This window comes from Mycobacterium sp. pUA109 (genome assembly GCF_041287095.1).
GTDB lineage: Bacteria > Actinomycetota > Actinomycetes > Mycobacteriales > Mycobacteriaceae > Mycobacterium.
Genome location: NZ_JBGGKS010000013.1, coordinates 93,360 through 116,877, shown reverse-complemented (window position 1 = coordinate 116,877; position 23,518 = coordinate 93,360). Strand labels below are relative to the sequence as shown.

General features: G+C 67.2%; 27 protein-coding genes. 13 read left to right on the top strand and 14 right to left on the bottom strand.

The annotated features are described in order from the left end of the window. Window position 1: 1 nt before the first annotated feature. The 4 genes from ACAG26_RS16340 to ACAG26_RS16325 are packed head-to-tail and all read right to left on the bottom strand — an operon-like array spanning window position 2 to window position 4,237. On the bottom strand, window positions 2-844 hold the full coding sequence (locus ACAG26_RS16340; protein WP_370483988.1) for an SDR family NAD(P)-dependent oxidoreductase: 843 nt from the start codon (window positions 842-844) through the stop codon (window positions 2-4). Beyond that, window positions 841-1,854, bottom strand: a complete 1,014-nt coding sequence (locus tag ACAG26_RS16335; RefSeq protein ID WP_370483986.1) for an alpha/beta hydrolase — start codon at window positions 1,852-1,854, stop codon at window positions 841-843. The genes ACAG26_RS16340 and ACAG26_RS16335 overlap by 4 nt, the downstream gene beginning before the upstream one ends. Then, a complete protein-coding gene (locus ACAG26_RS16330; protein WP_370483984.1) occupies window positions 1,851-3,329 on the bottom strand; it encodes a flavin-containing monooxygenase in 1,479 nt (492 codons plus the stop codon). The genes ACAG26_RS16335 and ACAG26_RS16330 overlap by 4 nt, the downstream gene beginning before the upstream one ends. Window positions 3,330-3,361: 32 nt before the next feature. Continuing rightward, window positions 3,362-4,237 carry a ferritin-like domain-containing protein gene (locus ACAG26_RS16325; protein WP_370484101.1) on the bottom strand — a complete coding sequence of 292 codons (876 nt, stop codon included), beginning with the start codon at window positions 4,235-4,237 and terminating at the stop codon, window positions 3,362-3,364. 240 nt (window positions 4,238-4,477) lie between these two features. Between ACAG26_RS16325 and ACAG26_RS16320 the strand changes: the two genes are divergently transcribed. After that, window positions 4,478-5,110: a DUF4245 domain-containing protein gene (locus ACAG26_RS16320; protein ID WP_370483982.1), complete on the top strand. Its 633-nt coding sequence runs from the start codon at window positions 4,478-4,480 to the stop codon at window positions 5,108-5,110. A gap of 8 nt (window positions 5,111-5,118) precedes the next feature. Next, a complete protein-coding gene (locus ACAG26_RS16315; RefSeq protein ID WP_370483980.1) occupies window positions 5,119-5,919 on the top strand; it encodes a dienelactone hydrolase family protein in 801 nt (266 codons plus the stop codon). Here the strand turns inward: ACAG26_RS16315 and ACAG26_RS16310 are convergent. Continuing rightward, window positions 5,897-7,045, bottom strand: coding sequence for an AI-2E family transporter (locus ACAG26_RS16310; protein WP_370483978.1), 1,149 nt, complete (start codon window positions 7,043-7,045; stop codon window positions 5,897-5,899). The two genes, ACAG26_RS16315 and ACAG26_RS16310, sit on opposite strands and share 23 nt — an antisense overlap. Window positions 7,046-7,172: 127 nt before the next feature. On the opposite strand from ACAG26_RS16310, the gene ACAG26_RS16305 reads away from it, so the two are divergent. The 3 genes from ACAG26_RS16305 (at window position 7,173) to ACAG26_RS16295 (ending at window position 10,578) form a co-directional block, all read left to right on the top strand. Next, the gene (locus ACAG26_RS16305; RefSeq protein ID WP_370483977.1) at window positions 7,173-7,403 is read left to right on the top strand and encodes a ribbon-helix-helix protein, CopG family; all 231 of its coding nucleotides are present in this window, start codon (window positions 7,173-7,175) and stop codon (window positions 7,401-7,403) included. After that, complete coding sequence (locus ACAG26_RS16300) at window positions 7,400-7,816, top strand: type II toxin-antitoxin system VapC family toxin (RefSeq protein ID WP_370483975.1); 417 nt, start codon at window positions 7,400-7,402, stop codon at window positions 7,814-7,816. The genes ACAG26_RS16305 and ACAG26_RS16300 overlap by 4 nt, the downstream gene beginning before the upstream one ends. 95 nt (window positions 7,817-7,911) lie before the next feature. Beyond that, window positions 7,912-10,578: a serine/threonine-protein kinase PknD gene (locus tag ACAG26_RS16295; RefSeq protein WP_370483973.1), complete on the top strand. Its 2,667-nt coding sequence runs from the start codon at window positions 7,912-7,914 to the stop codon at window positions 10,576-10,578. A gap of 19 nt (window positions 10,579-10,597) precedes the next feature. Here the strand turns inward: ACAG26_RS16295 and ACAG26_RS16290 are convergent, their stop codons facing one another. Both ACAG26_RS16290 and ACAG26_RS16285 read right to left on the bottom strand, forming a co-directional pair. Continuing rightward, entirely contained in the window at window positions 10,598-11,362 is a 765-nt protein-coding gene (locus ACAG26_RS16290) for an SDR family NAD(P)-dependent oxidoreductase (RefSeq protein WP_370483971.1), read from the bottom strand. Further along, window positions 11,359-12,423: an NAD-dependent epimerase/dehydratase family protein gene (locus ACAG26_RS16285; RefSeq protein WP_370483969.1), complete on the bottom strand. Its 1,065-nt coding sequence runs from the start codon at window positions 12,421-12,423 to the stop codon at window positions 11,359-11,361. Before ACAG26_RS16285 ends, ACAG26_RS16290 begins: the two co-directional genes overlap by 4 nt. 131 nt (window positions 12,424-12,554) lie before the next feature. Here ACAG26_RS16285 and ACAG26_RS16280 point away from each other — a divergent pair, with 131 nt between their 5' ends. Both ACAG26_RS16280 and ACAG26_RS16275 read left to right on the top strand, forming a co-directional pair. Continuing rightward, the gene (locus tag ACAG26_RS16280) at window positions 12,555-12,833 is read left to right on the top strand and encodes a DUF1876 domain-containing protein (protein ID WP_370483967.1); all 279 of its coding nucleotides are present in this window, start codon (window positions 12,555-12,557) and stop codon (window positions 12,831-12,833) included. Between the two features lie 3 nt (window positions 12,834-12,836). Beyond that, a complete protein-coding gene (locus tag ACAG26_RS16275) occupies window positions 12,837-13,361 on the top strand; it encodes a 2'-5' RNA ligase family protein (RefSeq protein ID WP_370483965.1) in 525 nt (174 codons plus the stop codon). Window positions 13,362-13,364: 3 nt separating this feature from the next. Here the strand turns inward: ACAG26_RS16275 and ACAG26_RS16270 are convergent, their stop codons facing one another. Genes ACAG26_RS16270 through ACAG26_RS16255 form a run of 4 tightly spaced genes read right to left on the bottom strand, consistent with a single transcriptional unit; the run spans window position 13,365 to window position 16,591 of the window. Continuing rightward, window positions 13,365-14,486, bottom strand: a complete 1,122-nt coding sequence (locus ACAG26_RS16270; protein ID WP_370484100.1) for an NAD-dependent epimerase/dehydratase family protein — start codon at window positions 14,484-14,486, stop codon at window positions 13,365-13,367. A gap of 50 nt (window positions 14,487-14,536) precedes the next feature. Further along, window positions 14,537-14,773 (bottom strand): exodeoxyribonuclease VII small subunit, encoded by a 237-nt coding sequence (locus tag ACAG26_RS16265; protein ID WP_370483963.1) that lies wholly within the window; start codon window positions 14,771-14,773, stop codon window positions 14,537-14,539. Next, window positions 14,763-16,007, bottom strand: a complete 1,245-nt coding sequence (gene xseA / locus ACAG26_RS16260; RefSeq protein WP_370483961.1) for an exodeoxyribonuclease VII large subunit — start codon at window positions 16,005-16,007, stop codon at window positions 14,763-14,765. The genes ACAG26_RS16265 and xseA overlap by 11 nt, the downstream gene beginning before the upstream one ends. Beyond that, window positions 16,004-16,591: a lipid droplet-associated protein gene (locus ACAG26_RS16255; RefSeq protein WP_370483959.1), complete on the bottom strand. Its 588-nt coding sequence runs from the start codon at window positions 16,589-16,591 to the stop codon at window positions 16,004-16,006. The genes xseA and ACAG26_RS16255 overlap by 4 nt, the downstream gene beginning before the upstream one ends. 98 nt (window positions 16,592-16,689) lie before the next feature. On the opposite strand from ACAG26_RS16255, the gene ACAG26_RS16250 reads away from it, so the two are divergent. Continuing rightward, complete coding sequence (locus ACAG26_RS16250) at window positions 16,690-17,691, top strand: 4-hydroxy-3-methylbut-2-enyl diphosphate reductase (RefSeq protein WP_370483957.1); 1,002 nt, start codon at window positions 16,690-16,692, stop codon at window positions 17,689-17,691. 94 nt (window positions 17,692-17,785) lie between these two features. Here the strand turns inward: ACAG26_RS16250 and ACAG26_RS16245 are convergent, their stop codons facing one another. Then, on the bottom strand, window positions 17,786-18,871 hold the full coding sequence (locus ACAG26_RS16245; RefSeq protein WP_370483955.1) for a DUF6542 domain-containing protein: 1,086 nt from the start codon (window positions 18,869-18,871) through the stop codon (window positions 17,786-17,788). Window positions 18,872-18,967: 96 nt separating this feature from the next. Between ACAG26_RS16245 and ychF the strand changes: the two genes are divergently transcribed. From ychF to ACAG26_RS16225, 4 genes are all read left to right on the top strand, one after another. Beyond that, complete coding sequence (ychF, locus tag ACAG26_RS16240) at window positions 18,968-20,041, top strand: redox-regulated ATPase YchF (RefSeq protein ID WP_370483953.1); 1,074 nt, start codon at window positions 18,968-18,970, stop codon at window positions 20,039-20,041. A 29-nt stretch (window positions 20,042-20,070) separates the two neighbouring features. Then, on the top strand, window positions 20,071-20,355 hold the full coding sequence (locus ACAG26_RS16235; RefSeq protein WP_370483951.1) for a type II toxin-antitoxin system Phd/YefM family antitoxin: 285 nt from the start codon (window positions 20,071-20,073) through the stop codon (window positions 20,353-20,355). Beyond that, window positions 20,352-20,615, top strand: coding sequence for a type II toxin-antitoxin system RelE/ParE family toxin (locus ACAG26_RS16230; protein WP_370483949.1), 264 nt, complete (start codon window positions 20,352-20,354; stop codon window positions 20,613-20,615). Before ACAG26_RS16235 ends, ACAG26_RS16230 begins: the two co-directional genes overlap by 4 nt. Before the next feature lie 255 nt (window positions 20,616-20,870). Next, a complete protein-coding gene (locus ACAG26_RS16225) occupies window positions 20,871-21,536 on the top strand; it encodes a peptidoglycan endopeptidase (protein ID WP_370483947.1) in 666 nt (221 codons plus the stop codon). A 200-nt stretch (window positions 21,537-21,736) separates the two neighbouring features. Here the strand turns inward: ACAG26_RS16225 and ACAG26_RS16220 are convergent, their stop codons facing one another. Next, on the bottom strand, window positions 21,737-22,429 hold the full coding sequence (locus tag ACAG26_RS16220; protein ID WP_370483945.1) for a guanylate cyclase: 693 nt from the start codon (window positions 22,427-22,429) through the stop codon (window positions 21,737-21,739). Between the two features lie 54 nt (window positions 22,430-22,483). Between ACAG26_RS16220 and ACAG26_RS16215 the strand changes: the two genes are divergently transcribed. Continuing rightward, window positions 22,484-22,651, top strand: a complete 168-nt coding sequence (locus ACAG26_RS16215; protein ID WP_370483942.1) for a hypothetical protein — start codon at window positions 22,484-22,486, stop codon at window positions 22,649-22,651. Here the strand turns inward: ACAG26_RS16215 and ACAG26_RS16210 are convergent. Then, complete coding sequence (locus tag ACAG26_RS16210) at window positions 22,648-23,433, bottom strand: adenylate/guanylate cyclase domain-containing protein (RefSeq protein ID WP_370484098.1); 786 nt, start codon at window positions 23,431-23,433, stop codon at window positions 22,648-22,650. The genes ACAG26_RS16215 and ACAG26_RS16210 overlap by 4 nt on opposite strands. Window positions 23,434-23,518 lie beyond the last annotated feature (85 nt).

Sequence of the window (23,518 nt, the reverse complement as noted above, 5' to 3'; positions counted from 1 at the left end):
GCTACGTCGCGGCGGGCTCCATTCTGCGCGCAGCCAGTGACATCGCGCGGGTGGTCAGCCCCGGCGCAAGACGCTTCAGCTGCCAGGCCAATTTGGCGTCGAGTTGGGGCACCACATACAACCGGGCCTTATCGTTGGCGTCGAGTGATTTGCGCGCGATGTCGTCGGGGGGCGTTCCGCGTTGTTCGATCATCTTGGCGGCAAACTCCGCGGACGCCCCGGCAATGCGGCCGTCACGGGCGACATTGGTCTTGACGAAGGTGGGGCACACCACGGTGACGTGCACGCCGGTGCCGCCCATTTCGGCGGCGAGCGTTTCCGATACCGACAAGACGGCGGCCTTGCTGGCGCTGTACGCCGCCATCAGCGGCGCGGCCGCGTAGGCCGCCGCGGACGCGACGTTGATGATGCCGGCCCGTGGCTGTCCGCGCAGGATGGGCGCGAAGACTTCGCACCCATGCACGACCCCGAGCAGGTTGACGCCGAGCACCCAATACCATTCGCCGATTCCGATCTCGCCGATGACATGCCCGCCGGCGCCGACACCGGCGTTATTGACCACGAGGGTGGGCGGTGCCTCGAAGAACTGTTCGGCGACCACGGCGAGCCGTTCGACGTCTTCGTACTGGGAGACGTCGCAGGCCTGCGGATGCGCGGTACCCCCAGCCTTGCGGACCAGTGCAGCGGTCTCTTCGGCCCGGTCACCGCAGATGTCGGAGCACACCACGGTGGCCTCGCGTCGGGCCAACTCGAGGGCGAAGGCGCGGCCGATGCCGCTGCCAGCCCCGGTGACGATAGCCCGCGCGGACCGCGAGATTGGTGTCGTGCCGCGATGTGGTGTCACAGTTGTCCTTTCCCCGCGCCGGTGGTTCGCCGCAGTGTCCACGCCAGGAACAACGCCGCCTCGCGCAGCGCCGCGGAAGCTTCTGGCAGGCTTGTCATGGCCTGGAACACATGGCCTTGGCCCGGCCACACCTGCAGGTAACTGCGGCTCCCGGACGCCCGAATGAGCGCGTGCAGATGACGCGCATCGGCCTGCAACATCTCGTGGCCGCCCGTCTGGATCAGGGTGGGCGGGAACTGGTCGATACCGTCGAAGGTCACCGTGAGGCGCGGATCGGTCCGGTCGGCGCCACCGACATACAGGTCGACCAGCCGCCGGCAGTCCCGCGCACTGACTAACGGATCCGGGGACAGCTGTTCTTGGGCGGCGGCCAGTTGCAACGTCAGGTCGACCAGCGGAGAAAACAGCACCACGGCCGCCGGCAGCGGCGCCCGCCGGCGTGCCAGTTGCAACGTCAGGTCGACGGCCAGAAAAGCACCCGCCGAGTCGCCGGCCACCGCGACGTCGCTGGCATCGATCCCGTTGTCGAGCAGGTAGCGGTACGCGGCCATCACATCGTCGGAGGCGGCGGGAAAGGGATGCTCGGGTGCGAGCCGGTAGTCAACGCTGAAGGCCGGCAATCCCGTTCGATCCGACAGCCGTGATACCAGCCCGCGATGACTGCTGGCGGACAGCAGGGTGAATGCGCTCCCGTGCAGGTAGAGCAGCGCGCGGCCGGTGCCATGAACGCCGGGCGCCGTCACCCATTCGCCGCGCACCCGCTCACTTCGCACCTGCCTTATCGTCGTGCCACGAACCGGCCGGATCAGCCGATTGGGCGCGCCGGTCAGCACCCGAAGCAGCCGCAACCCGGAGGGCGTGAGACGCAGCCTGCGCACGAACGGTCGCATCAGCGCGCGTGACATGGCCTGACCGCGCAGGGCGGCATCCGATGCCGGCGGCAGCGCGCCGTCGTCGAGGATCGGTGGAACCGCGGTATGGTCGCCCAGAGCGGGTTCGGAACCCGTCACGGTTCCACCGACGCCAGCGCCGCGGCCACATCGCCGGTCGCGGTGTAGTCATGCAGCTCAATGTCTTTGAGCATCTTGCGGAAGGTCGAGGCGAAACCCGGGAACATGGTCGCGTTGAACCCGTCTTCAGTCAGGTACCAACTGCTGCATCCTCCGGAATTCCACGTCGTTTTGGCGAGGCGACGTTGGACCCACCGGTTGTAGTCGCGTTGGGCATCAGCGCGCACCTCGATCGAGGTGAGGTGGCGCGTTCGCATGAGCTGGATCGTCCGGACGGCATAGTCGATTTCGGCCTCCATGTACACCAGCGCGGAGATGTGCCCGGGCCCCGCATTAGGCCCAAACGTGAAGAACAGATTCGGGTAGCCCGCCACATTGACGCTCTTATAGGCGAAAGCGCCTTTCCGCCATTCGTCGTTCAGGGATCTGCCGTCGCGACCGACAATCTCGATCGGCGGGCCGGCCTTGGTGACCTCATACCCGGTAGCGCAGACGATAACGTCGGCGGTGCGTTCGACACCCTCGCAGGTCATCACCCCGGTTTCGTTGATTCGGGCGATGGGCCAGGTGACGAGTTCACAGTTGTCGGCCTGCAGGGCGGGGTAGTAGTCGCTGGAGACCAGCATGCGTTTACAGCCCGGCCGGAAGTTCGGAGTCAGCCGGCGCCGCAACCACGGATCTTTGACTTCCTTGGCCAGATACCGCTTTGCGGCCACTTGCATCAGCGACGTGAGTACGGTGTTCCAGACCAGCGCCAGGGCCGCAGCGTCGGAGGCACCCAGGATCGCCGAGCGGAGGAGTCGTTGTACCGCGGGCATGCGGGTGAACATCCACTGCATCTGTTGCGATGTTTCGGTATTGGCGCGTGGGAACACCCAGCCGGCGGTGCGTTGAAAAACACGGACCTGTTTCGCTCGCTGAACCAGTTCCGGGATTACTTGTACCGCCGTGGCTCCGGTCCCGATGACAGCGACCGTTTTGCCCTTGAAATCATAGGTGTGGTCCCATCGCGCGGTATGCAGGATTTTGCCGGAAAACGTGTCGATCCCCTCGATTCGGGGCAGCGACGCATTCGCCAGTGGCCCGTAGGAGGCAATCACCGTGCGAGCGCGGTACGTGGCGTGGTCCGTCCGGATTATCCATCCGCTCTCATCGCCTTCCCACCGTATCCCGCGGACGGTTTCGTTGAACCTGATGTACTTGCGCACGTCGTGCTTGGCGACGACGTCGATGAGGTATTGCTGAATCTCTGCCCCGCTGGCGAAGGTCTGGCTCCACAGCGGATTCTGTTCGAAGGAGTAGGAGTACAACAGGGATGGGACGTCGCAGGCCACGCCCGGGTAGGTGTTGTCCCGCCACGTTCCGCCGATCTCACCGGCACGCTCGAGCACCACGATGTCCTCGATGCCGGCCTCGACGAGCTTGATCGCGGCCCCCAGGCCGGAAAAACCGGCGCCGATAATTGCGGTCGTCACTGTTTGGTCTGTAGGGCTGGTGTGTGTGATGCTCACACCGCCGCCCGGTGGGTCAGCTCGGCCGACCAGCTCGGCGGCGCCGGCCACTCTTCTTGCGGAATCCGCCGCGAAAGGCTGAGCATGGCGTTTTCCACTCGGGACCACACCGGGTGGCGTTGCATGGTCAGATACGAGTAGGCGCTGGTCATTTTGTACAGCGGGTTGTTGTTGAGCCGGGGATCGCGTTCGCGTGCCTTGCGGTAGCGCTCCATCGCCTTGTGTAAGCGTGAGCCGTCCATCCCCATGTCGTAGAGCTCCTCGCGCATCGCGCCGTAGAGCGGCAATATCGCGACCAGGTGCTTCAGCCCGATGACGCCCCAACCGTTGGCCATCTTGAAGCCGATGACCAGCAGCCTTCTCAGCGGGGCCCCGGAGAGCATTCCCATCACGTGGAAACCCACTGCTAAGTGCCGTGACTCGTCGGCGTTGACTTTGTTGAGGACGACACTTAGCAGTGGATCTTTGACCTCGTCGGTGAGGAACTTCAGCAGCGCCCCGTCCAGTGCGCATTCCAGCATCGGGATCGAGGTGGCCATCGTCTCAAATGGGACCCGGTCGGCGGATTTGTCCATCATGTCCAGCGCGTAGGCGATTTGCAGTGTCGGCAACGGAACCTCGGCGTCGTCCAGCAGCCCCCACCGCTTCATTAGCGCCAACTCGGCGTTGGCGTGCTTTTGCTCCTCGGCGTGGAAGTAGCGGTAGACCTCGCGCAGTGTCGGATCGGGTGCGTTGATCGCCATACCGGCGAACGCCCGGGCGCCGATGTGTTCCACCCACATCAGGTCGGCCATGAACGCTTTCAGCTTGGGTTTTTGCTCCTCGGTGACCAGTTCGGCACCCGGCGCGTCCCAGTCGATGTCCTTGAGCATCCACTGGCGGTCCTTGATGGTTTGCAGCGTCTGCTGCAAGTCCAGCGTCGTCACCTTCGTCCACTCCTACTTCTCGCCGGCAGGGCGCGCGCCGGTTCGCCGCGCGTCTTCAGTTTCAGTCAGTAGTGTGCCAGTTGTCAATGGCAGAATATCAGCAAGAACTGGTATTGCCGGGTGCTCGTGATCTGGGTTGGACAGCGGCCGCCGCACCGCAGAAATGGCAGCTGGGATACTGGCACGGTGACCACGCAGCCACAGCCGTCGCCGCGGCCAGCCAAGCCGCGGCTGTTGCAAGACGGCCGCGACATGTTTTGGTCGCTGGCGCCGCTGGTGGTGGCCTGCATCGTGCTGGCGGGCTTGGCCGGAATGTGTTCGTTCCGGCCCGGCGGAAGCGAGCCCGGAACGGCGCCGTCCTACGATGCGGGCGCTGCGCTGCGCGCCGATGCGCAGACGTTCGGGTTCCCCATTCGGCTGCCCAGGCTGCCGGAGGGCTGGCAACCCAACTCCGGTGGCCGCGGCAGCATCGACGACGGGCGCACCGACCCGGCGACGCGACAGCGGCTGCGTGCGGTCACCTCGACCGTCGGCTACCTCAGCCCGACCGGGATGTATGTCAGCTTGACCCAGAGCAACGCCGACGAGGACAAGTTGGTCGGCTCGATTCACGCGTCGATGCATCCGACCGGGACCGTCGACGTGGACGGCACCAGCTGGATCGTCTATCAGGGTGACGCCGAGCCGGTGTGGACCACCCGGCTGACCGGTCCGGGCGGCCCGGCGCAGCTGGCGATCACCGGCGCGGGCAGCGCCGAGGAGTTCCGCACCCTGGCGGTGGCCACCCAATCCCAGCCGCCGCTGCCGAGCAAGCGATAGGACAGCAGGTGAGCGCACCCGAGGCCGACCTGACCGGATGGACCGCGGCGCCGTTTACCGGTGGCGGCTTCACTCACGACGTGTATCGCAAGGGTCAGGGCCCCGGTGTGGTGCTGATTCCCGAGATTCCGGGTATCCACCCGGGCGTGCTGGGGTTGGGTAATCACCTGGTGGACAACGGGTTTACCGTGGCGATGCCGTCGCTGTTCGGCACGCCGGGCGCACCGCGGATGAGTGTGGACGCGCTGACGACGATGGCACGGGCCTGCGTGACAAGGGAATTCGCCGCGTTTGCCACCAACCGGCAGCGGCCGGTCACCCAGTTCCTGCGGGCGCTGGCCCGTGACCTCAATGCCTCCACGCCGGGCAAGGGCGTGGGGGTGATCGGGCAGTGCTTCACCGGCGGTTTTGCGCTGGCCGCCGCCGTCGACGATGCGGTGCTGGCCCCGGTGCTCAGCCAGCCGTCCCTGCCGGTCCCGCTGACACCCAAGCAGCGCCGCGACGCCGGGTTATCCGATGTCGAGTTGGGGGTGATCGCCGACCGCGCCGCCAGCGACGGGCTGTGCGCGCTGGGGCTGCGGTTCAGCGAGGACAAGATGGCCCCCGGCGACCGGTTCGTCACGCTGAAGGAGCGGCTCGGCGACGCGTTCGAGGTGATCGAGATCGACTCATCGCCGGGCAATGCGCATGGCTTTACCCGGATGGCGCACTCGGTGCTCACCGACGAGGTCCGCGAGGTCGACGGGCATCCCGCCTACGAGGCGCGCAAGCGGGTGGTGGAGTTCCTCAACGAGCGATTGACGGGTTGACGCGCCGCCTGCGGGGAAACCACTTTCGCTTCGGCGTCGGCTCCTCCTCGTCCTCGGGCTGCTCGAGTTCGACGCCCTTGTACACCGCCAGATAGACCTCGACGGTGGTGACGATCAGGATCATCAGCACCGGCCCGATCACGATGCCCCAGAAACCGAACATCGCGATCCCGGAGAACACCGCCAGCAGCATCAGCGCCGAATCCAGCCGTGCCTGCCGCGGCACCAGCACCGGACGCAGCACGTTGTCGATGTTGGTGACCACCAGAAGGTGAAACAGCACCACGAACGCACCCCCGACGACGTGGCCGAAGAACATCATGCCGATACCGAACGGCATCGTCACGATGCCACCGCCGAGCGGAATGATCGACAGCGCGGTCAACAGGATCGCGAAGATGAACAAGCCCTGGTGGAACCCGCCGATATAGATCGACGCCGCCCCCGCAACACCTTGGCACAGCGCGATGACGAACTGGCCCATCACCGTCCCACGCACCATGGCGCCGGTCTTGGCCAGATACAGGTCGGTGATCTCTTCGCCGAGCGGGTTGAGTCGACGGATCAGCGCGTGGATCTGGTCCCGGTTCACCAGCAGCGAGATGAACACGTACAAGAAAATGATCGAGGCCGCGATGGCGGCGACGACGCTGCCCACCGCCCCCTGTAGCCCGTGCAGCAGCCACTCGCCGCCGCGTTGGGCGACGGTGACGATCGCGTGCCGCAGCGATTCGGCGGTCACCGTGACGTGCACGAACGGCACCCGCGCCAACACGTCGTTGACCACCCGCAGCGTTTTGTCCCCCAGGGTGCTCATATCGGTGGCGGCGACCCACTCGCTGACCCTGCCGACCATCCGGGTGATCTGCATGATCGCCAGCAACACCACCGCGGCCGCCGGCACGATCACCGTTGCCACCGCGGCGACCAGGGTCAGCGTCGCCGACAGGCCGGTGGAAAACCGCCGGCGCAACCGCTGAAACAGCGGGGTGAACAGATATGCGCCCACCGCGGCCACCACGATGAGGATGAAGAACCCGCGCAGAAAGTACGCGCCGAACAGCAGCGCGACGATGGTGGCGACGGCCAAAGCGCGCTTTTGGGTGGTGGTGAATTCGCTTTCCATCGCCGCCCTTTCCTCTTCGTCCCGTCGTGAACCTTAATCGGGCTCGACGGGAGGCGACGCCGTTTCGCGGGTGCGGGAGGCCCTATCGTATGTAGTTGCCGTTACGGCAGCTATGTATAGTGGTGTGGTGAAGTCAATCACCATCACGATCCCGGAGGAACTCGACGCGCTGGCTGCCGCGGAGGCTCGCCGTCGTGGTATTTCCAAATCTGAGTTGATCCGTCTGGGGCTCGGCGCCGTCATCTCGTCGCCACTCGGACATGACGGTGATGACCCGTGGAGTTCACTGGCCGGGTTCGGGTCGAGCCATGTGTCAGTACGGCCCGGCGAGATCGACGACGTCGTGTACGGCACATGAAGTTCGCCGACACGGGTTGGTGGGTGGCGTGGGCGCTGCCGGGGGACGCTCGCCACACCGACGCGCTGGGGATGCTGGCTGCTCTCGGGCAGTCCGAGCAGGTCCTCACCACCAACCTCGTTGCGGGCGAGACGTGGACCTTCTTGCGTCGCAAGGACAGCCATCGGACCGCGCTAGCCTTCCTGGATCGGCTCGACGTGCTCAATAAGGCTGATCGCCTCGTTGTGCACCGAGTCACCGAGGACCAAGAAGCGGCGGCGTGGGACTGGCTGCGCAAGCATGACGAACGGGTGTACTCCTACGTGGATGCGACGAGTTTTCGCGTCATGCGTGATCGGCGGGTGCGGGAAGCGCTCGCCTTCGACCAAGATTTCGCGGCGGCGGGATTCGTCGAGGTTCAACCCGGCCGATAGCCAGCAGGATCCTTCGCCAGGGCGAAAGTCACTGCCCGTGTTGCTGTCCTCGCGCTCCACAGCATGCGGCGGACCGGATGTGACAAACTCGGATCGTGGCAGGGGGTGAGACCTTCATCGCCGGGTATCGGGTCGTGGAACGGCTCGGCGCTGGCGGCATGGGTGAGGTGTTCCTGGTGGCGCATCCCCGCTTGCCGCGCCTCGATGCGCTGAAGCTCCTTGACGGCGGTGTGAGCCGCAATGACGAGTTCTGCCAGCGCTTCACGCGCGAGGCCGATCTGCTGGCTCCGCTACGACACCCCAACATCATCACCCTGTATGACCGGGGCGAGCATGACGGCCGACTGTGGCTGACGATGGAGTACGTCGCCGGAACCGACGTGGCGAAACTACTCAAGTCCGGGCCCCTCGCATTGGATGTGGCGATCCAGGTCATCGCTGGCGCGGGGGCGGCACTCGACTACGCCTACGCCGAACACCGCATCACCCACCGTGACGTGAAGCCGGCGAACATCCTCGTCGAGTTCGGTCACGACCACCGGCTGCGGACCGTGAAGCTGGCCGACTTCGGGATCGCCAAGGCCGCTGGGGAGGCCACCTCGCTGACCTCTACGGGGGCGACCGTCGGCACCATGAGTTACATCTCGCCCGAAGCGATTGAGGGCGGTGTGCTCGACAACCGGGCCGATATCTACTCCTTGGGCTGCGCCGCCTTCGAGATGTTGGCCGGGTCGCTGCCGTTCAGGGCGAACTCGATCACCGCGCTGATGGCCGCACATCTCAGCCGGCCCGTCCCGCCGGTCACCGAACGCAACCCCGCCCTGCCGGCCTACCTGGACAGGGTGCTGGCCCGAGCGCTGGCCAAAGAACCCGAAGCGCGGTATCAGACCTGCGCCGAGTTCGTGGAGGCCTTACGTGCACCGAGCGCACAGACGGCCCCGGCGCTCCCGACGATGGGATCGCGGCCGAACGCCGCCGCATCGCCCGTGATGACCCAGCCCACGGTCACCTCGCAGAGATATGCGCCCGCCCAGGGGGCCCAAGTTCCACCGTATTTGCCCCCGCCGCCGATGTATCTGGGCCCGCCAGGTCGTGCTCCGCGGCCACGGAAACGCACGCGGTCGCTGATCCTCATGGCCGTCATCCTGCTAGTCGTTGCGGGCGGGATTACCGTTGGCGTTGTCACGCGGAAACGTTCGACACCGACTCCCACTCAAACAAGTCAGGCCGCGCCCACATCCCAGACCCAGCAGCCGGGTCAAACCGTCCTGCCCTTCACCGGGCTCAATGAGCCCTTCGGCGTGGCGGTGGATTCCGCTGGGAGTGTTTACGTCGCCGACTTCAACAACGCCCGGGTGGTGAAGTTGGCGGCGGGGTCCACCACCCAACAGGTCTTGCCGTTCACCGGCTTGCGCGGGCCGAACGGGGTGGCCGTTGACGGTGCTGGGAACATCTACGTGGCTGACACCCTCAACAACCGGGTGGTGAAGTTGGTGGCGGGCTCCGATGCCCAACAGGAATTGCCGTTGGCGGGACTCAATAATCCGTTCGCAGTGGCGGTTGACGGCGCGGGCAACGTCTACGCCGCGGACAAAGGTAACAACCGTGTCGTGAAGCTAGTGGCGGAGTCGCACACCCAACAGGACCTACCGTTCACCGGACTTGCTGAACCGATTGGTGTCGCGGTGGATTCTGCCGGGAGTGTCTACGTGGCAGATTTCAAGAACAACCGTGTGGTGCGGTTGACGGCGGGGTCCACCACCCAGCAGGTGTTGCCCTTCGGGGGGCTCACCATACCGTCCGGGGTGGCCGTTGATGACGCCGGAAATGTCTATGCCAGCGACGGCGCCATACATCACGTGATGAAGCTGGCGACCGGTTCGGCCAGCCCGCAGGCGTTACCGTTCACCGGTCTTGTGCAGCCGATCGGGCTGGCGGTCGATTCTGCTGGCAATGTCTACGTCGCAGACGTCAAGAGCAACCACGTGGTGAAATTGCCCGCCAGGCCGATCACCCAAGAGGCATTGCCCTTTTCCGGGCTCAATAGGCCATACACGATGGCGGTCGATCGCATGGGCAACGTCTACGTCGCCGATAGCGGCAACAAGCGGGTGCTGAAGTTGGCGCCGGGGTCCAGTGCCCCGGAGGTCTTGCCGTTCGCCCAGCTCGAGGACACCTTATCGGTCGCGGTTGATGGCGCCGGGAATGTCTACGTCGCCGACACCCGCAACAACCGCGTCTTGAAACTGCCGGCGGGTTCGAACACCCAACAGGTGTTGCTGTTCACCGGAATTGCGGGGCCGAGTGGGATTACGGTGGATTCGACTGGCAACGTCTACATCACCGACGGCGGCAACCGCGTGGTGAAGTTGGCTGCGGATTCACATGCTCAAGAGGTCTTGCCGTTCAGTGGACTGAATGGACCACTCGGAATGGCGGTGGACTCAGCCGACAACCTCTACGTCGCCGACGTCCGCAACAAGCGCGTGGTGAAGTTGGCTGCCGGTTCAGACACCCAACAGGTACTGCCGTTCACCGAACTTGCGAGCCCGTTCTGGGTCGCAGTGGATTCCGCTGACAACGTCTACGTCACCGACGAGGGCACCAGGCGGGTGGTGAAATTGCCGGTGGGGTCTGACACGCCGCGGACGCTGCCCTTCAAGGGTCTACGCGACCCATGCGGGGTGGCGGTCGATTCGGCGGGCAATGTCTACATCACCGATATTGGCGATCACCGTGTCCTGAAGTTGGCGGTTGGCTAACGGTCGGAGTGCGTGAAACTCATTGTTGTTCAGCCAGCTTCATCACGTGGCTCAACACATCCGGGTAGCGGCGCAGGTGCGCGCCGCCGTTGAGGTCCAGCACCTCGCCGGTCAGCCAGGACGCCTGGGGCGAACACAGGAACACCACCGCGTCGGCGACATCCTGCGGGGCGCCGGCCCGACCCAACGGGGTGTTCTCCAGGTACTCCTCGACGACGCCGGGGATGGCCGCGGCGGGTTCGGTCAGCGGGGTGTGCACAAAGCCTGGGGCCACCGCGTTGACCCGGATCCCGCGCGGCGCCAGCTCCAGTGCGGCCACCTGGGTCAGCATCGACAGCCCGGCCTTGGCCGCGCAGTAGGCGCTCATCGCCGCCGCGGGCTGCCGACCGTTCAGTGACGAGATCGACACCAGCGCACCGCCGCTGCGCAGCTGCCGACCCGCGTACTTGGTGACGATGAACGCGCCGGTCAGGCAGACGTCGATGACCTCCCGGAACTGGTCCACCGGCATGTCCACGATCAGGCCGACGTTGCTGAACCCCGCCGTGTTGACCACGACGTCTAGCGGCCCGGCCTGCTCAAACAGCGCAGCCACCGACTCTTCGTCGGTGACCTCGACGGTCGCCGCGGTGTGCGGGTCACCGAGGGCGGCGGCGACGGCCTGCGCGCCCGCGGTATTGCGGTCGGCGACCCGCACCCGGCAGCCGTCGGCGGTCAGCGCCTCCGCCACCGCCCGACCGATCCCGGAGGCCCCGCCGATGACGAGGGCGTCGCGGGGGTTCACGCCACGCCCTTGCCCGGCCGCGGGTCGCCCCACTTATCGCGGATGGCCGCCCACGGGTCGGCGTAGCGGCCGGGTTTGCGGTAGTACGCCGAGTTGCGGTTCAGATACCAGCCGGCCAGCGGGGCGATCACCCGCAGCGGATACCGCTTCCAGCCGATGTTTTCGGCGGTCTCGGCCAGCATGTCCGGCCAGGAATGGCGCTGAAAATCTAGCGCCTGCTGCGCCCGCTCGGTGTCCATCCAGTCGGTGGCAAACCATCCGTCGTCGCTGTCCGGGTCCCCGGGGCGGCCGGCGGGCATCGCCCCGACCAGGCCCATCGCCGCGGTCATCGCCGGCGTCAGATCGCCCTGGCGGCTGCGGTGGGTGCTGTCGCCGCCGATCAGCAGCGTCTCACCGACCACGTCGGCGGTGGTGGCAGCGGCGAACGCGCGCGCGACATCGCGCACGTCCACCGTTTGGATCCGGTTGTCGACCGGCAGCATGCCCTCGAACGCGATGAAGTCGGGGTCGATGTCGAAGCGCTGTTCCACCGTAAGTACGCCGCCCAGGCGCAGCACCACCCAGTCCAGGCCCGAGTCGCGGACCAGCTGCTCGGCTTCCACCTTGTGGGCGCCGTAGATGTCCACCGGATTGACCGGGGTGTCCGCGGTGAGGACGTCGGTGATGCGGTGCGGGTTGCGGGGTCCGTACACCGCGACGCTGGAGGCCTGCACGAAGCGCGGCGGATCGGCTTGGGCGGCAGCGGCCTTGAGCAGATGGGCGGTGGCGTCGACGTTGACCTTGCGGGCCAGTTCGTGGCGTGAATAGCACAGCGGCGCGATAACCGCGGCCAGGTGCACGATCGCGGTGGGGGAGACCGCGCCGACCAGCCCGTCGACGGCCGCCGGATCGGTCAGGTCGGCGTAGCGCACCTGCACCGATGCCGGCAGCTTGGCCGCCGCCTTGCGGTTGGCGGGCACATCGAGGTCGGTGGCGACCACGCGCCGGCCGTCCTCGGCGAGCCGCCTGACCGTCGCCGACCCCACCAGCCCGAACGCGCCGGTGACCAAAACCGTATCCATGCAACTCCTCAATGAGAACGTGTTCCAGCGATCTTGCCGGGAAAGTCGGCGCGAGAACAGACCTTCCGGCGAAACCGCTCGTACAACGGCGTTGCGCGGAGCACCCTTAGAGGGGAGAGAAGGTGATCGCGATGTATGACAAGAATCTGGACCCCAACTGGCATGTCGACATCGAATTCGACGAGGACGAGACCCACACCCACGCCACGGTGCGGGCCGAGCTTTCCGACGGCCAAACCATGACGACGCGGGGCGACGCCTACCGGCATCCCGACGACGCCAGCCAGCCGGCGGTCGGTGAGCAGATCGCCGCGGCCCGCGGGCTGATCTCGCTCGGCACCGCGCTGCTGCAGACCGCGTCGGCGCAGATCGAACAGGCCACCCACCACCCGGTCCACCTGTACCGCTGACCGGTGGCGCTGGCCGTCTGCCTGCTGTTCGACCGGCGATCCGAGCGGGCGGTCCGCGCCTTGTGGGATCGGCTCGAGGAGCACGGGGTACCCAGCCTGGCCTCGCACACCCACCGACAGCACGTCCCGCACCTGTCGTATGCGGTGCTGCGCAGCTGGGACCTGGCCGCGGTGACCGCCGCGCTCACCGAACTCGACGACGGATCCCCGGTCCAGGTCAACTTCGACGGTGTCGGGTTGTTCCGGCGCGGCCGGGCGTGGCTGGTCGCCGGGGTCAGCGCGGAGTTCATGGCGCGCCAGCAGCGGGTGGTCGAAGCCGTCACCGCCACCGGCGCCGAACTGCACAAACACTATCGGCCCGGCATCTGGTTGCCGCATTGCTCGCTGGCGCCGCGGGCCCGGTTGGTCGAGCTGCCGGTCGCCGTCGCCGCGGTGTTCGATGTGCTGCCGCTGCACGCCACGCTGGACCGCGCCGCCCTGGTCAACAGCGCGACCGGCGAGGTCAGCCCGCTGCCCTCGCTGCCGTGACTGCTACTCCGGCGGGGCCGCGGCCACGACGGTCGCCGCATGCGGCTCGGCGGCGGCTTTGATCTGCTCGAACAAATCCGTGTAGTACGGCAGGCAGTCGGCCATCGCCTCTTTGGTGGTGAACAGCGGCTCATACCCCAGATCACGGTGCGCCTTGGCGATCGAGAAGTAGTTGTCCAGGTAGAGGCGCTCGACCGCCAGCGGCTCAAGCGGCGGCTGCGGCAACCCGAACTTGAAGTGCAGCCGCTGCCAGACGGTCATCGCCCAGCGGACCAGCGGGCCGTTCACCCGCAGCCGCGGCCAGTGCTGCCCGCAGGCTTCCACCACCGGTCGGGCGAACTCGAACATGTTGATCGGCTCACCGTCGTTGACGAAGTAGGCCTGCCCCGGGGCGGTGCCGCCGGGCACCAGATGTTCGCCGGCCAGGATGAATCCGTGAATAAGATTGTGCACGTAAGAGTTATCCAGCCGGGCGTTCTTGCTGCCGATCAGCACCTTGACGTGGCCGGCCACCACGCTTTCGAACAGCTTGCGGAACATGGTCTGGTCGCCGCGCCCCCAGATCCCGCTGGGCCGGATCGAGCACGTCAGCATGTCGCCGACACCGTTCTGCGCCAACACAAACTTCTCGGCGGCCACCTTGGTTTCGGTGTAGAGGTCGTTGAACCGGGCGGTGTAGGGCAAGGTCTCATCGCCGTTTTGGATGCGCTGGCCGCCCATCACCACGCTGTTGGACGCCGTGTAGACGAACCGCTGCACCCCGGCGGTCTGCCCGGCCGTCACCAGGTTCTTGGTGCCCTCGACGTTGACGGCGAAGCTGCGCTGCCGGTACTCGTCGGTCACCGACGCCCCGCCCATCAAATCGATGATGGCCGCGGTGTGAAACACGGTGTCGATGCCAGCCACCGCGGCGGCCACCGTGTCGGGGTCGCAGATGTCGCCCTGGACGACGTCGAGCCGGGGATGGTCGGGCAGCGGTGACGGCGCCCGGTCGAAGGAGCGCACCTCATGGCCGCGTTCCAGCAGGGTGGTCACCAGGTTGGCGCCGACGAAGCCGGAGCCGCCGGTGACCAAGACGCGGCCGAGGGGGGTCGTCAGGGATGCATCTGCCATGACGGCGAGGATAACTGAAACGTGTTCCAGTTACGAGTAGGGCAGTGAAATCGGCCGCCGGCTCATTCCTGGTCGGGGTCGTCGGCGGCTAGGGCGTCGGCCACCCGCTTGCGGGCTCCAGCTAAGTGTTCCTCGCAGCGTTTGGCCAGTTTCTCCCCTCTTTCCCAGAGGTTCAGCGACGCATCCAGGTCCAGCCCGCCCTGTTCCAGTTGCCGGACGACGTCGACCAGCTCGTCGCGGCAGGCTTCGTACCCCAGCCCACTAATGGGCCTAGCCTCGCCCTGTGTGTCATCGGCCATCGGTTGGTCCCTCACTCGTCGCGGCCACCGCACCATCAGACACCCGGATCCGCAGCCGGGTGCCCGCGGGGCCCTGCTCGACCGCCCGCAGCACCGACGCCGACCCCGACGCGGACACCGCCTGCACCACCGCGTAACCGCGGGCCAACGTCGCCGCTGGCCCCAGGGTGGCCAGCCGGGCGGCCAGATGGCCGATGCGGTCCTCTTCGGCGGCCACCAGCCGGGTGACGTCCCGGCGCAGCGCGGCGCGGGCGCGGTGGATCTCCTCGGACCGCACCCGCAGCGCCGCCAGCGGATCGGCCAGCACCGGGCGACTGCGCAGCTGGGTCAGCGCGCGTTCTTCGCGGGACACCCAATTGCGCAGCGCCTGGGCGCTGCGCCGGCGCAAGTCGGTGATCAACGCCTGCTCGGCCGCGGTGTCGGGGACGATTTTCTTCGCCGCGTCGGTGGGGGTGGCGGCCCGCAGGTCGGCGACCAGGTCGCACAGCGGGTTGTCGGGTTCGTGGCCGACCGCGCTGACCACCGGGGTGCGGCACGCCGCGATCGCCCGGCACAACGTCTCATCGGAGAACGGCAGCAGGTCTTCCACACTGCCGCCGCCGCGCGCCACCACGATCACCTCCACCTCCGGGTCGGCGTCCAGGTCGGCCAGCGCGGCGACGATCTGTGGCACGGCGGTGGGCCCCTGCACGGCGGTGTTGCGCACCGCGAAGCGAACCGCGGGCCAGCGGGCGGCGGCCACCGTGGTCACATCCCGCTCGGCGGCGCTGGCCCGGCCGGTGATCAACCCGACGGTGCCGGGCAGGAACGGGATCGGCCGCTTGAGCCGCGGATCGAACAGCCCTTCGGCGTCCAGCAGTCGGCGCAACCGCTCGATGCGGGCCAACAGCTCACCGATGCCGACGGCGCGGATCTCGCTGATGCGCAGCGAGAACGTGCCCCGGCCGGTGTAGAAGGTCGGCTTGCCGCAGACCACCACCTGGATGCCCTCGGTCAGTTTGACCGGCGCGCCGGCCACCAGGTCGGCCGAGCACATCACGGTCAGCGACATGTCGGCCGCCGGGTCGCGCAGCACCATGAACACGGTCCGGGCGTTGGGTCGCAGGTTGATCTGGGTCAACTGACCCTCCACCCACACCGCGCCGAGCCGGTCGATCCATTTGGCCACCCGGGTGGCGACCGCGCGCACCGGCCACGGATGCTCGGCGGAGTTCGCCGGTGCCGGACGGGTCACTTCGCGGTGGCGCGGGTGATCCTGTTGGCCAGCAGCGTCTGGAACGGGGCGCGTGCCTTGCTGGCCTCCTCGTAGGCCAGCAAGGCCTCGAGGTCATCGAGGCTCAGCGAGTGCAGCCGGGCCCGCAGCTGGGCCAGCGTCAACCCGTCATAGCCCAGTTCGGCGGCCACGTCCGGGGCCGGCACCGTGGTGGCGGTCGCCGAGCTCTTCGCGGGTTTGGCGGGGGACTCGGCCGGCGGGTCGGTCTCGTCCAACGAGTACAGGGCGAAGCGCCCCTCGGTGCGCCGCTCGGTGTCGTCGGTGCCCGGCGCCGCGTCGAGGACGTCGTCGGCGTCGTCGAGGTCCTCGTCGAACGTCGCCCACTCCGGCTGCTCATCCTTGGGCGGAAACAACGTCTCCAAGGTGGCGTCGCCCTTGACCGCCAGCTCGGCCAGGCTCTGCTGCCAGCGCATCACCAAGTGCGCCGCCTGACTGGCCAGCGTCATCGGATACATCAGGATGGTCTGTGGCAGCTTCTTGGTCTCCTCGGCGGCGACCGTCGCCGCACCCACCAGTAGCCGAACCCCATACGGTGCAGTACCCATGGGTCCCAGACTGCCTTAACCGCCGGTCAACGCCAAGCGCGGGGGCGCCGTGGCGCGGAGATGGCGGACCCGTATCCGTGGAACGTACCCTGGTTGCCATGCCACCGACCGTCAACATGGGGATTCCGGGGGCGTCTACGCCGCTGGTGGACACCCCCACCGGGAAGCGGGTGCTCCTCGCCGAGCCCCGCGGATACTGCGCCGGGGTGGACCGGGCGGTCGAGACCGTCGAACGCGCGCTGGAAAAGCACGGCGCCCCGGTCTACGTCCGCCACGAGATCGTGCACAACCGGCACGTGGTCGACACGCTGGCCAAGGCCGGCGCGGTGTTCGTCGACGAGACCGACGAGGTGCCCGAGGGCGCGATCGTGGTGTTTTCTGCCCACGGGGTGGCGCCGAGCGTGCACCAGACGGCCGCCGAGCGGGAGCTGCAGGTCATCGACGCCACCTGCCCGCTGGTCACCAAGGTGCACAACGAGGCCAAGCGGTACGCCCGCGACGACTACGACATCCTGCTGATCGGGCACGAGGGCCACGAGGAGGTCATCGGCACCGCCGGCGAGGCGCCCGAGCACGTGCAACTGGTGGACGGCCCGGACGCGGTGGCCGCCGTCACGGTCCGCGACGAGAACAAGGTGGTGTGGTTGTCGCAGACCACCTTGAGTGTCGACGAGACCATGGACATCGTGGAGCGGCTGCGGCAACGCTTCCCCAAGCTGCAGGACCCGCCCAGCGACGACATCTGTTACGCGACCCAGAACCGCCAGACCGCGGTCAAGGCGATGGCCCCGGAATGCCAGCTGGTAATCGTGGTCGGGTCGCGCAACTCGTCGAACTCGGTGCGGCTGGTCGAGGTGGCGCGCGGTGCCGGCGCGGCGTCCGCGCACCTGGTGGACTACGCCGACGACATCGACCCGGCCTGGCTCGACAAGGTGACCACCGTCGGCGTCACCTCCGGGGCGTCGGTGCCCGAGGTGCTGGTGCGCGGCGTGTTGGAGCGGCTGGCCGACTACGGCTACGGCGTGGTGCAACAGGTGACGACGGCCAACGAGACGTTGGTGTTCGCGCTGCCCCGCGAAATCCGCCCCGCCCGGCACTAATTTTTACGGCGCGCCCTTGCGCCGAGTGTGCGGTTTGATACGCCGCAGCCGGCGTGTCGCGTATGAAATCGCACAGTCGACAGCCTCTGCTGCCTCAGATGTCGTATTCCCAGGATTCCGGCTCGGATTTGCGCCGAGGGCGCGGCTGGGGCGCGTCCTTGTCGGTCGCGCCGCGATAGCGCACCCGCGAGATCGGGTGATGCGTCGAACTGGCCCCGTTGGTGCCCTTGACCACCGGTTGCCGGCGACGCGGCCGTTCCGGCGGATCGGCGGACTCGTACGGGTCGACGCGCGCAGTGCGCGTCGGCCGGCCCTTACGCACGTGCGGGTCGGCCCGGCCTTCGCGCGGCGGCTGGCCGCGCCGGTTCGGGTCGCGCGGTTCGCGTTCCCGGGGCCGACGGCGCGGTTCGGGGGCGGCGTCGGCGTCGCGGGCGTAGTCGGGGCGGCGCCGACGCGGCCGCTCAATCGGCGGTTCGGACGGGTCATCCACCGGCGGACGGATATGCCGGGACCGGGTCGGCGCGGTCCGCTTGGTGGCCTTCGCGGTTTTGGTCGCGCGGGTCCCCCGGGTCGCGGCCCCGGACCGGGCGGGCCGCTCGATGGTGTGCCGGCGTGTCTTGGTCGCGGCATTGTCGTCGGGGGCGTCGTCGCCCGCCGACGGGCGACCCACGAGGGAGGTGAGTTTCGCGACGATGCCCGCCATCGGCCCGGCGCCGCCTTTCGGCGTCGACGCCGTGCTCAGCCGTGTCGCCATCCCGATGTACCAGCGGACCAGCCCGATCAGCAGTACCGCGGCCGAGGTGAACACCATCAGCGGAAACCGCTCGATCAGCGGGTAGCCACAGTTGATCAGGATGTTCTTGAGCCCAGGGAACGCCGCGCCGTGGAACAGCCAGTACGCGCCGGGCACGCTGCAGAACAGGATCAGCGGCGGCTGGATGACGGCGGTGAACACCCCGGACTGCTGGACGGCGAGCACCGCGGTCACGCAGCCCAACACATACAGCGCGGCGAACACATGGGTCAGTTCTTTGTTGCCCGACCCGGCGTCGAAGGCGAACCCGACCGCCGTCGCGGTCGCGGCGATCAAAATGGCCGCCCACCAGGGCACGCCAGCCAGGCCGGGGTGGATCGAGCGATGCTCGGCGGCCACCGCTGACCTCGCCCGCTGTGCTAACACACGTCGACCGTACCGGCTGGCGACGCCAACGCCTTTCAAGACCATGCCTCATGGCCTGCGGACGTCGGTCACACCCCCCTTTAGACTTGGCTCCCTGTGAGCTTGAGCCTGGGAATCGTGGGGTTGCCCAATGTCGGTAAGTCGACCCTGTTCAACGCGCTGACCCGCAACAACGTGCTGGCCGCCAACTACCCGTTCGCGACGATCGAGCCGAACGAGGGGGTGGTCCCGCTGCCGGATCCGCGGCTGGCCAGGTTGGCGGAGATCTTTGGATCGGAGCGCATCGTGGCGGCGCCGGTGACGTTCGTGGATATCGCCGGCATCGTCAAAGGCGCGTCCGAGGGCGCCGGGCTGGGCAACAAGTTCCTCGCCAATATCCGGGAATGTGACGCCATCTGCCAGGTGGTGCGGGTGTTCGCCGACGACGACGTGGTGCACGTCGACGGGCAGATCGACCCGAAGTCCGACATCGAGGTGATCGAGACCGAGCTGATCCTGGCCGATTTGCAGACCTTGGAGCGCGCGGTGCCGCGACTGGAGAAAGAAGCCCGTAATAATAAGGACCGCAAACCGGCGCACGAGGCGGCCCTGGCCGCGCAGCAGCTGCTCGACGGCGGGACGACGCTGTTCGCCGCCGGCATCGATGCCGCGCCGCTGCGTGAGCTGAACCTGTTGACCACCAAACCGTTCCTGTACGTGTTCAACGCCGACGAGACGGTGCTGACCGACGCGGGCCGGCTCAGCCAGCTGCGCGAGTTGGTCGCCCCCGCCGACGCGGTCTTTCTCGACGCCAAGATCGAGGCCGAGCTCATCGAGCTCGACGACGAGTCGGCCGCCGAGCTGCTGGAGTCGATCGGGCAGACCGAGCGGGGCCTGGACGCGTTGGCCCGGGCCGGGTTTCACACCCTGCGCCTGCAGACCTACCTGACCGCGGGGCCCAAGGAGGCGCGGGCCTGGACGATTCACCAGGGCGACACCGCGCCCAAGGCGGCCGGGGTGATCCACACCGACTTCGAAAAGGGCTTCATCAAAGCCGAGATCGTTTCCTACGACGACCTGATCGAGGCCGGGTCGATGGCCGCCGCCAAGGCCGCCGGCAAGGTGCGCATGGAAGGTAAGGACTACGTGATGGCCGACGGCGACGTGGTGGAGTTCCGCTTCAACGTGTAGTCCTGGCCAATCGCGCTAGAATTCTGTACATGGCGACGCTTCCCCTCGCTGAGGTTCGTGCCAACCTCTCCAAGCTTGTCGAAGAGGCGATTCGTACTCATCAGCGGATTGAGGTCACCCGACAGGGCCGGCGCGCCGCGGTGCTGCTGTCTGCCGAGGACTACGACTCGATCATGGAGACGCTGGACATCCTCGGGGACCCAGAACTGATGCGGGAGGTCCGGGCGGCTGAGGCCGAGGCTAATTCCGGCGAGGTTTACCCGCTCGACGAGGTGACGGAGGAGATGCGCGCCGCCGGGCGGCTCCCGCAGTGACCTACCGGATCGAGTTGACGAAAGCTGCGAAGAAGGCGCTCACCGATGTCCTGCCCCCAGCGGTGGCCGTTGCGTGCTGGGAATTCATTCGAGGGCCGCTCGCGGAGAATCCCTACCGCGCCGGCAAACCGCTTCGCGGCCAGTTGGAGGGGCGATACTCGGCGCGGCGCGGCGAGTACCGGCTGATCTACCAGATCTTCGATGAAAGGGTGGTCGTTCGCGTCATCCACATCGCGCATCGCCGGGCTGCCTATCGGTGATCTGACCTGCGTTGCCTCGCCTTTCACAACGCCGCGATTTCGCCGCGGACGCGGCGCGGTAACGGGCATCGCGGTATGACGCCGGTCACAGATATCGCCGATGCCCGCGTGGCCTATTCAAAGTTGCGGCGAAGTGTGGAACAGTAGTTATTTACGGGGCAGAAAATCCGTCTGACCAGGGGTTTAGAAAATCTCTCAAGTTACCTGCCTCGGATTCGCTGTGTGGTGTAACGCAGGTCATCGAACGCACGGTTCGTGACCCTTCGCACAAATTTTGATTGCCTATGCAAGTGCTTGTTAATGTCCCCGCTCATGTTTGCTCTAGCTTCGTTGGTGGCCCTGATTCACCAGGTTTCGGGGACGCCGTACATTCCCGGTGGGGATTCTCCCGCCGGTACAGATTGTTCCGGTTTGGCGTCGTGGGTGACCAATGCGGCAACCGGCCGGCCGACATTTGGTGATCGGTTCAACACCGGCAATGAAGAGGCGGCCCTGCTCGCACGCGGTTTCCAATACGGAACGGCCCCGAATGCATTGGTGGTGGGCTGGAATTCTGGCCACACCGCCGTGACCCTGCCGGACGGCACGCCCGTGTCCAGCGGTGAGGGCGGCGGAGTGCGGATCGGTGGTGGCGGCGCCTACCAAAGCCAATTCACGCATCACATGTTTTTGCCCGCAGATCAGCTCCCGGACGGCGACTTCGATGAGCCTGGCCCCGTGGAGGATCCAGCACCTGCGGTTCTCGTAAATGAGGAATTTCCTGCCGATGAACCGGGTCCCATCGAAGAAGCGGCGCCCATCGACGAAGTGGCGCCCATCGAAGAGCCGGCGCCCGTGGAAGAAGCGGTTTTCGTGAACGCGGAAGAGGAAGAGCCACTTCCCGCGCCGGAAATTCCCGACGGCGAAAACGTCGATATTTAACCGCTGACCGGTAATTGCTGCAGCCGCTTTTTGCGGTTTTGTGGCTATGCCGGCACCAGAGCCAGAAACGCACGGGCGGCCGGGTTGGTCGGGACAGCGGTCCGGCCGACCAGGGCCAGCCGGCGGACCGGCGGCGTCCCGTTGTCGCCGACCGGGCCCAGCCGCACCACCGGCAGCGAGACGATGCGGGCCAGCGCCGATTAGTCGACGACGGCGATTTCCCGGCTCAGTTCGTACCCCGGGGTCAGCGGCAGAATGTCGCCGCTCCAAAACGATCCCGGATCGAACCAGTTGGAATGTTTTTCGGTGGTCAACAGGCCCATTTCCTCGTAGGTGATGGCCACCGTCTCCGCGCAGTAGGCGGTCTCCACCCCGACGGCGCGCCGCTGCACCTTGCGTCGCTGCGTTGCCTCGCCAATCTTCTTGTCCAGCAATGGGATTCCGCGCACCCAGTCGTAGGTGGTCGGGATACGCCCGCGCAGCCACCGACCGGTCAGCCGCGCGGTGGTGGGGAACGCGGTGCCATCCATCCGGGCGATGACCCGCAGCAGCCGGTCTTCCTGGTTCCGGTCGGCGAAGGGGGTCAGCTGGCGCAGCCAGCACCGCTGGTGATAGCGCTGCGTCCACTGCTGGACGGCTTCTCGCGCGTCGTTGAGCTGCACCCCACGGTGATTGGTGCCGGTCCAGACATCGGTCAACTTGTCGCCGAGCTCGGCATGCCAGATCAACGGCGGCAGGTCGTCGATGGCCACCGTCATCCCGACGTGGTTCACCGGCGCGTTGGACAGGGTTTGGATGGTGCGGTCCGGCCCGGAGCGGCCCCGGAACAGCCAAATGTCGCCGGTGCGGGTTTCCTGCAGTGCCCGATCCAGGGTCACCGTGTGCGCGTCCACGACAGCACCATAGAGCGTGTCGACCGCCGCGGCAGCCCTGCATAGGGTGTGTCCATGCGCAGCATCTGGAAGTGGATCGGACTGGCCGGGGTTGTCGGGGTCGCGGCCGGGGGAGTGCTGGTCGCCCGCGACCAGCGGCGACGCCACGCCTACACCGCCGACGAGATCCGGGCCCGGCTGCACCAGCGGCTGGCCGAATCCGACGCGGTCGGAGACGGCTAACACGCCACGCTGTACAGCCGATGGGTGCCGGTGAAGCCCTTGAGCTCGACGGCACGTCCATCATCGACGGCGATGCCGTCGCAGTCGGCGACCGCGTCCCGCACCGGTTCGCTGACCAGGATCTGCCCGCCGTCGGCCTGCGCCGCCACCCGCGCCGCCATCGCGACGTTGCGGCCGAACAGGTCGTCGCCGCGGCGCACCGAGCGACCCAGGTGTATACCGATCCGCACCCGAATTGCATGCTGCCGTTTCCGGTTTCGTCTGTCGAGTGCTCGCTGGATGTCGATGGCGCAGCGCACCGCCTGCTCGGCGTGGGCGAAGGCGATCATGAAGCCGTCGCCCTGGCTTTTCACCACGTGCCCGCCGTGCTTGTGGACCAGCCGGCCGACCAGCTCGTCGTGGCTGCTGATCAACTTCACCCAGGCCCGGTCGCCGATCCGCTCGTTGAGGACGGTGGACCCCTCGATGTCGGAGAACAGGATGACCACCCTGCCGTCGGGGGTGATGCGGGCCAGGTCCGGGCGCTCGACTTCGGCCCAGTCCGCAAGGTCCTCGATCGAACTGCGCACCGCCGCGCCGAACCCCTCTTTGCGGACCAGGTTGGCGGTCTGCCACACCGTCTTGACGGCCTCGCGGCCGCCGGACAGCAGCCAATTTCGGGTGTCGGCGCGGTGTCGCAGCTCATCGACCTCGGCGCGGCTGCGGGTCAGCTGCCGCCACAGCACCACCAGCCCGACCGCCTCGATCGCGGCGAGGCCCGCCAGCGCGTAGACCGCGATCATGGGGCCGGTAACCACGGGGAGCATCTTTCCGCACCGGTCGAGAATGTGGCCAGGGCTGTGGTCACCGGTCGATCAACGACCGTGT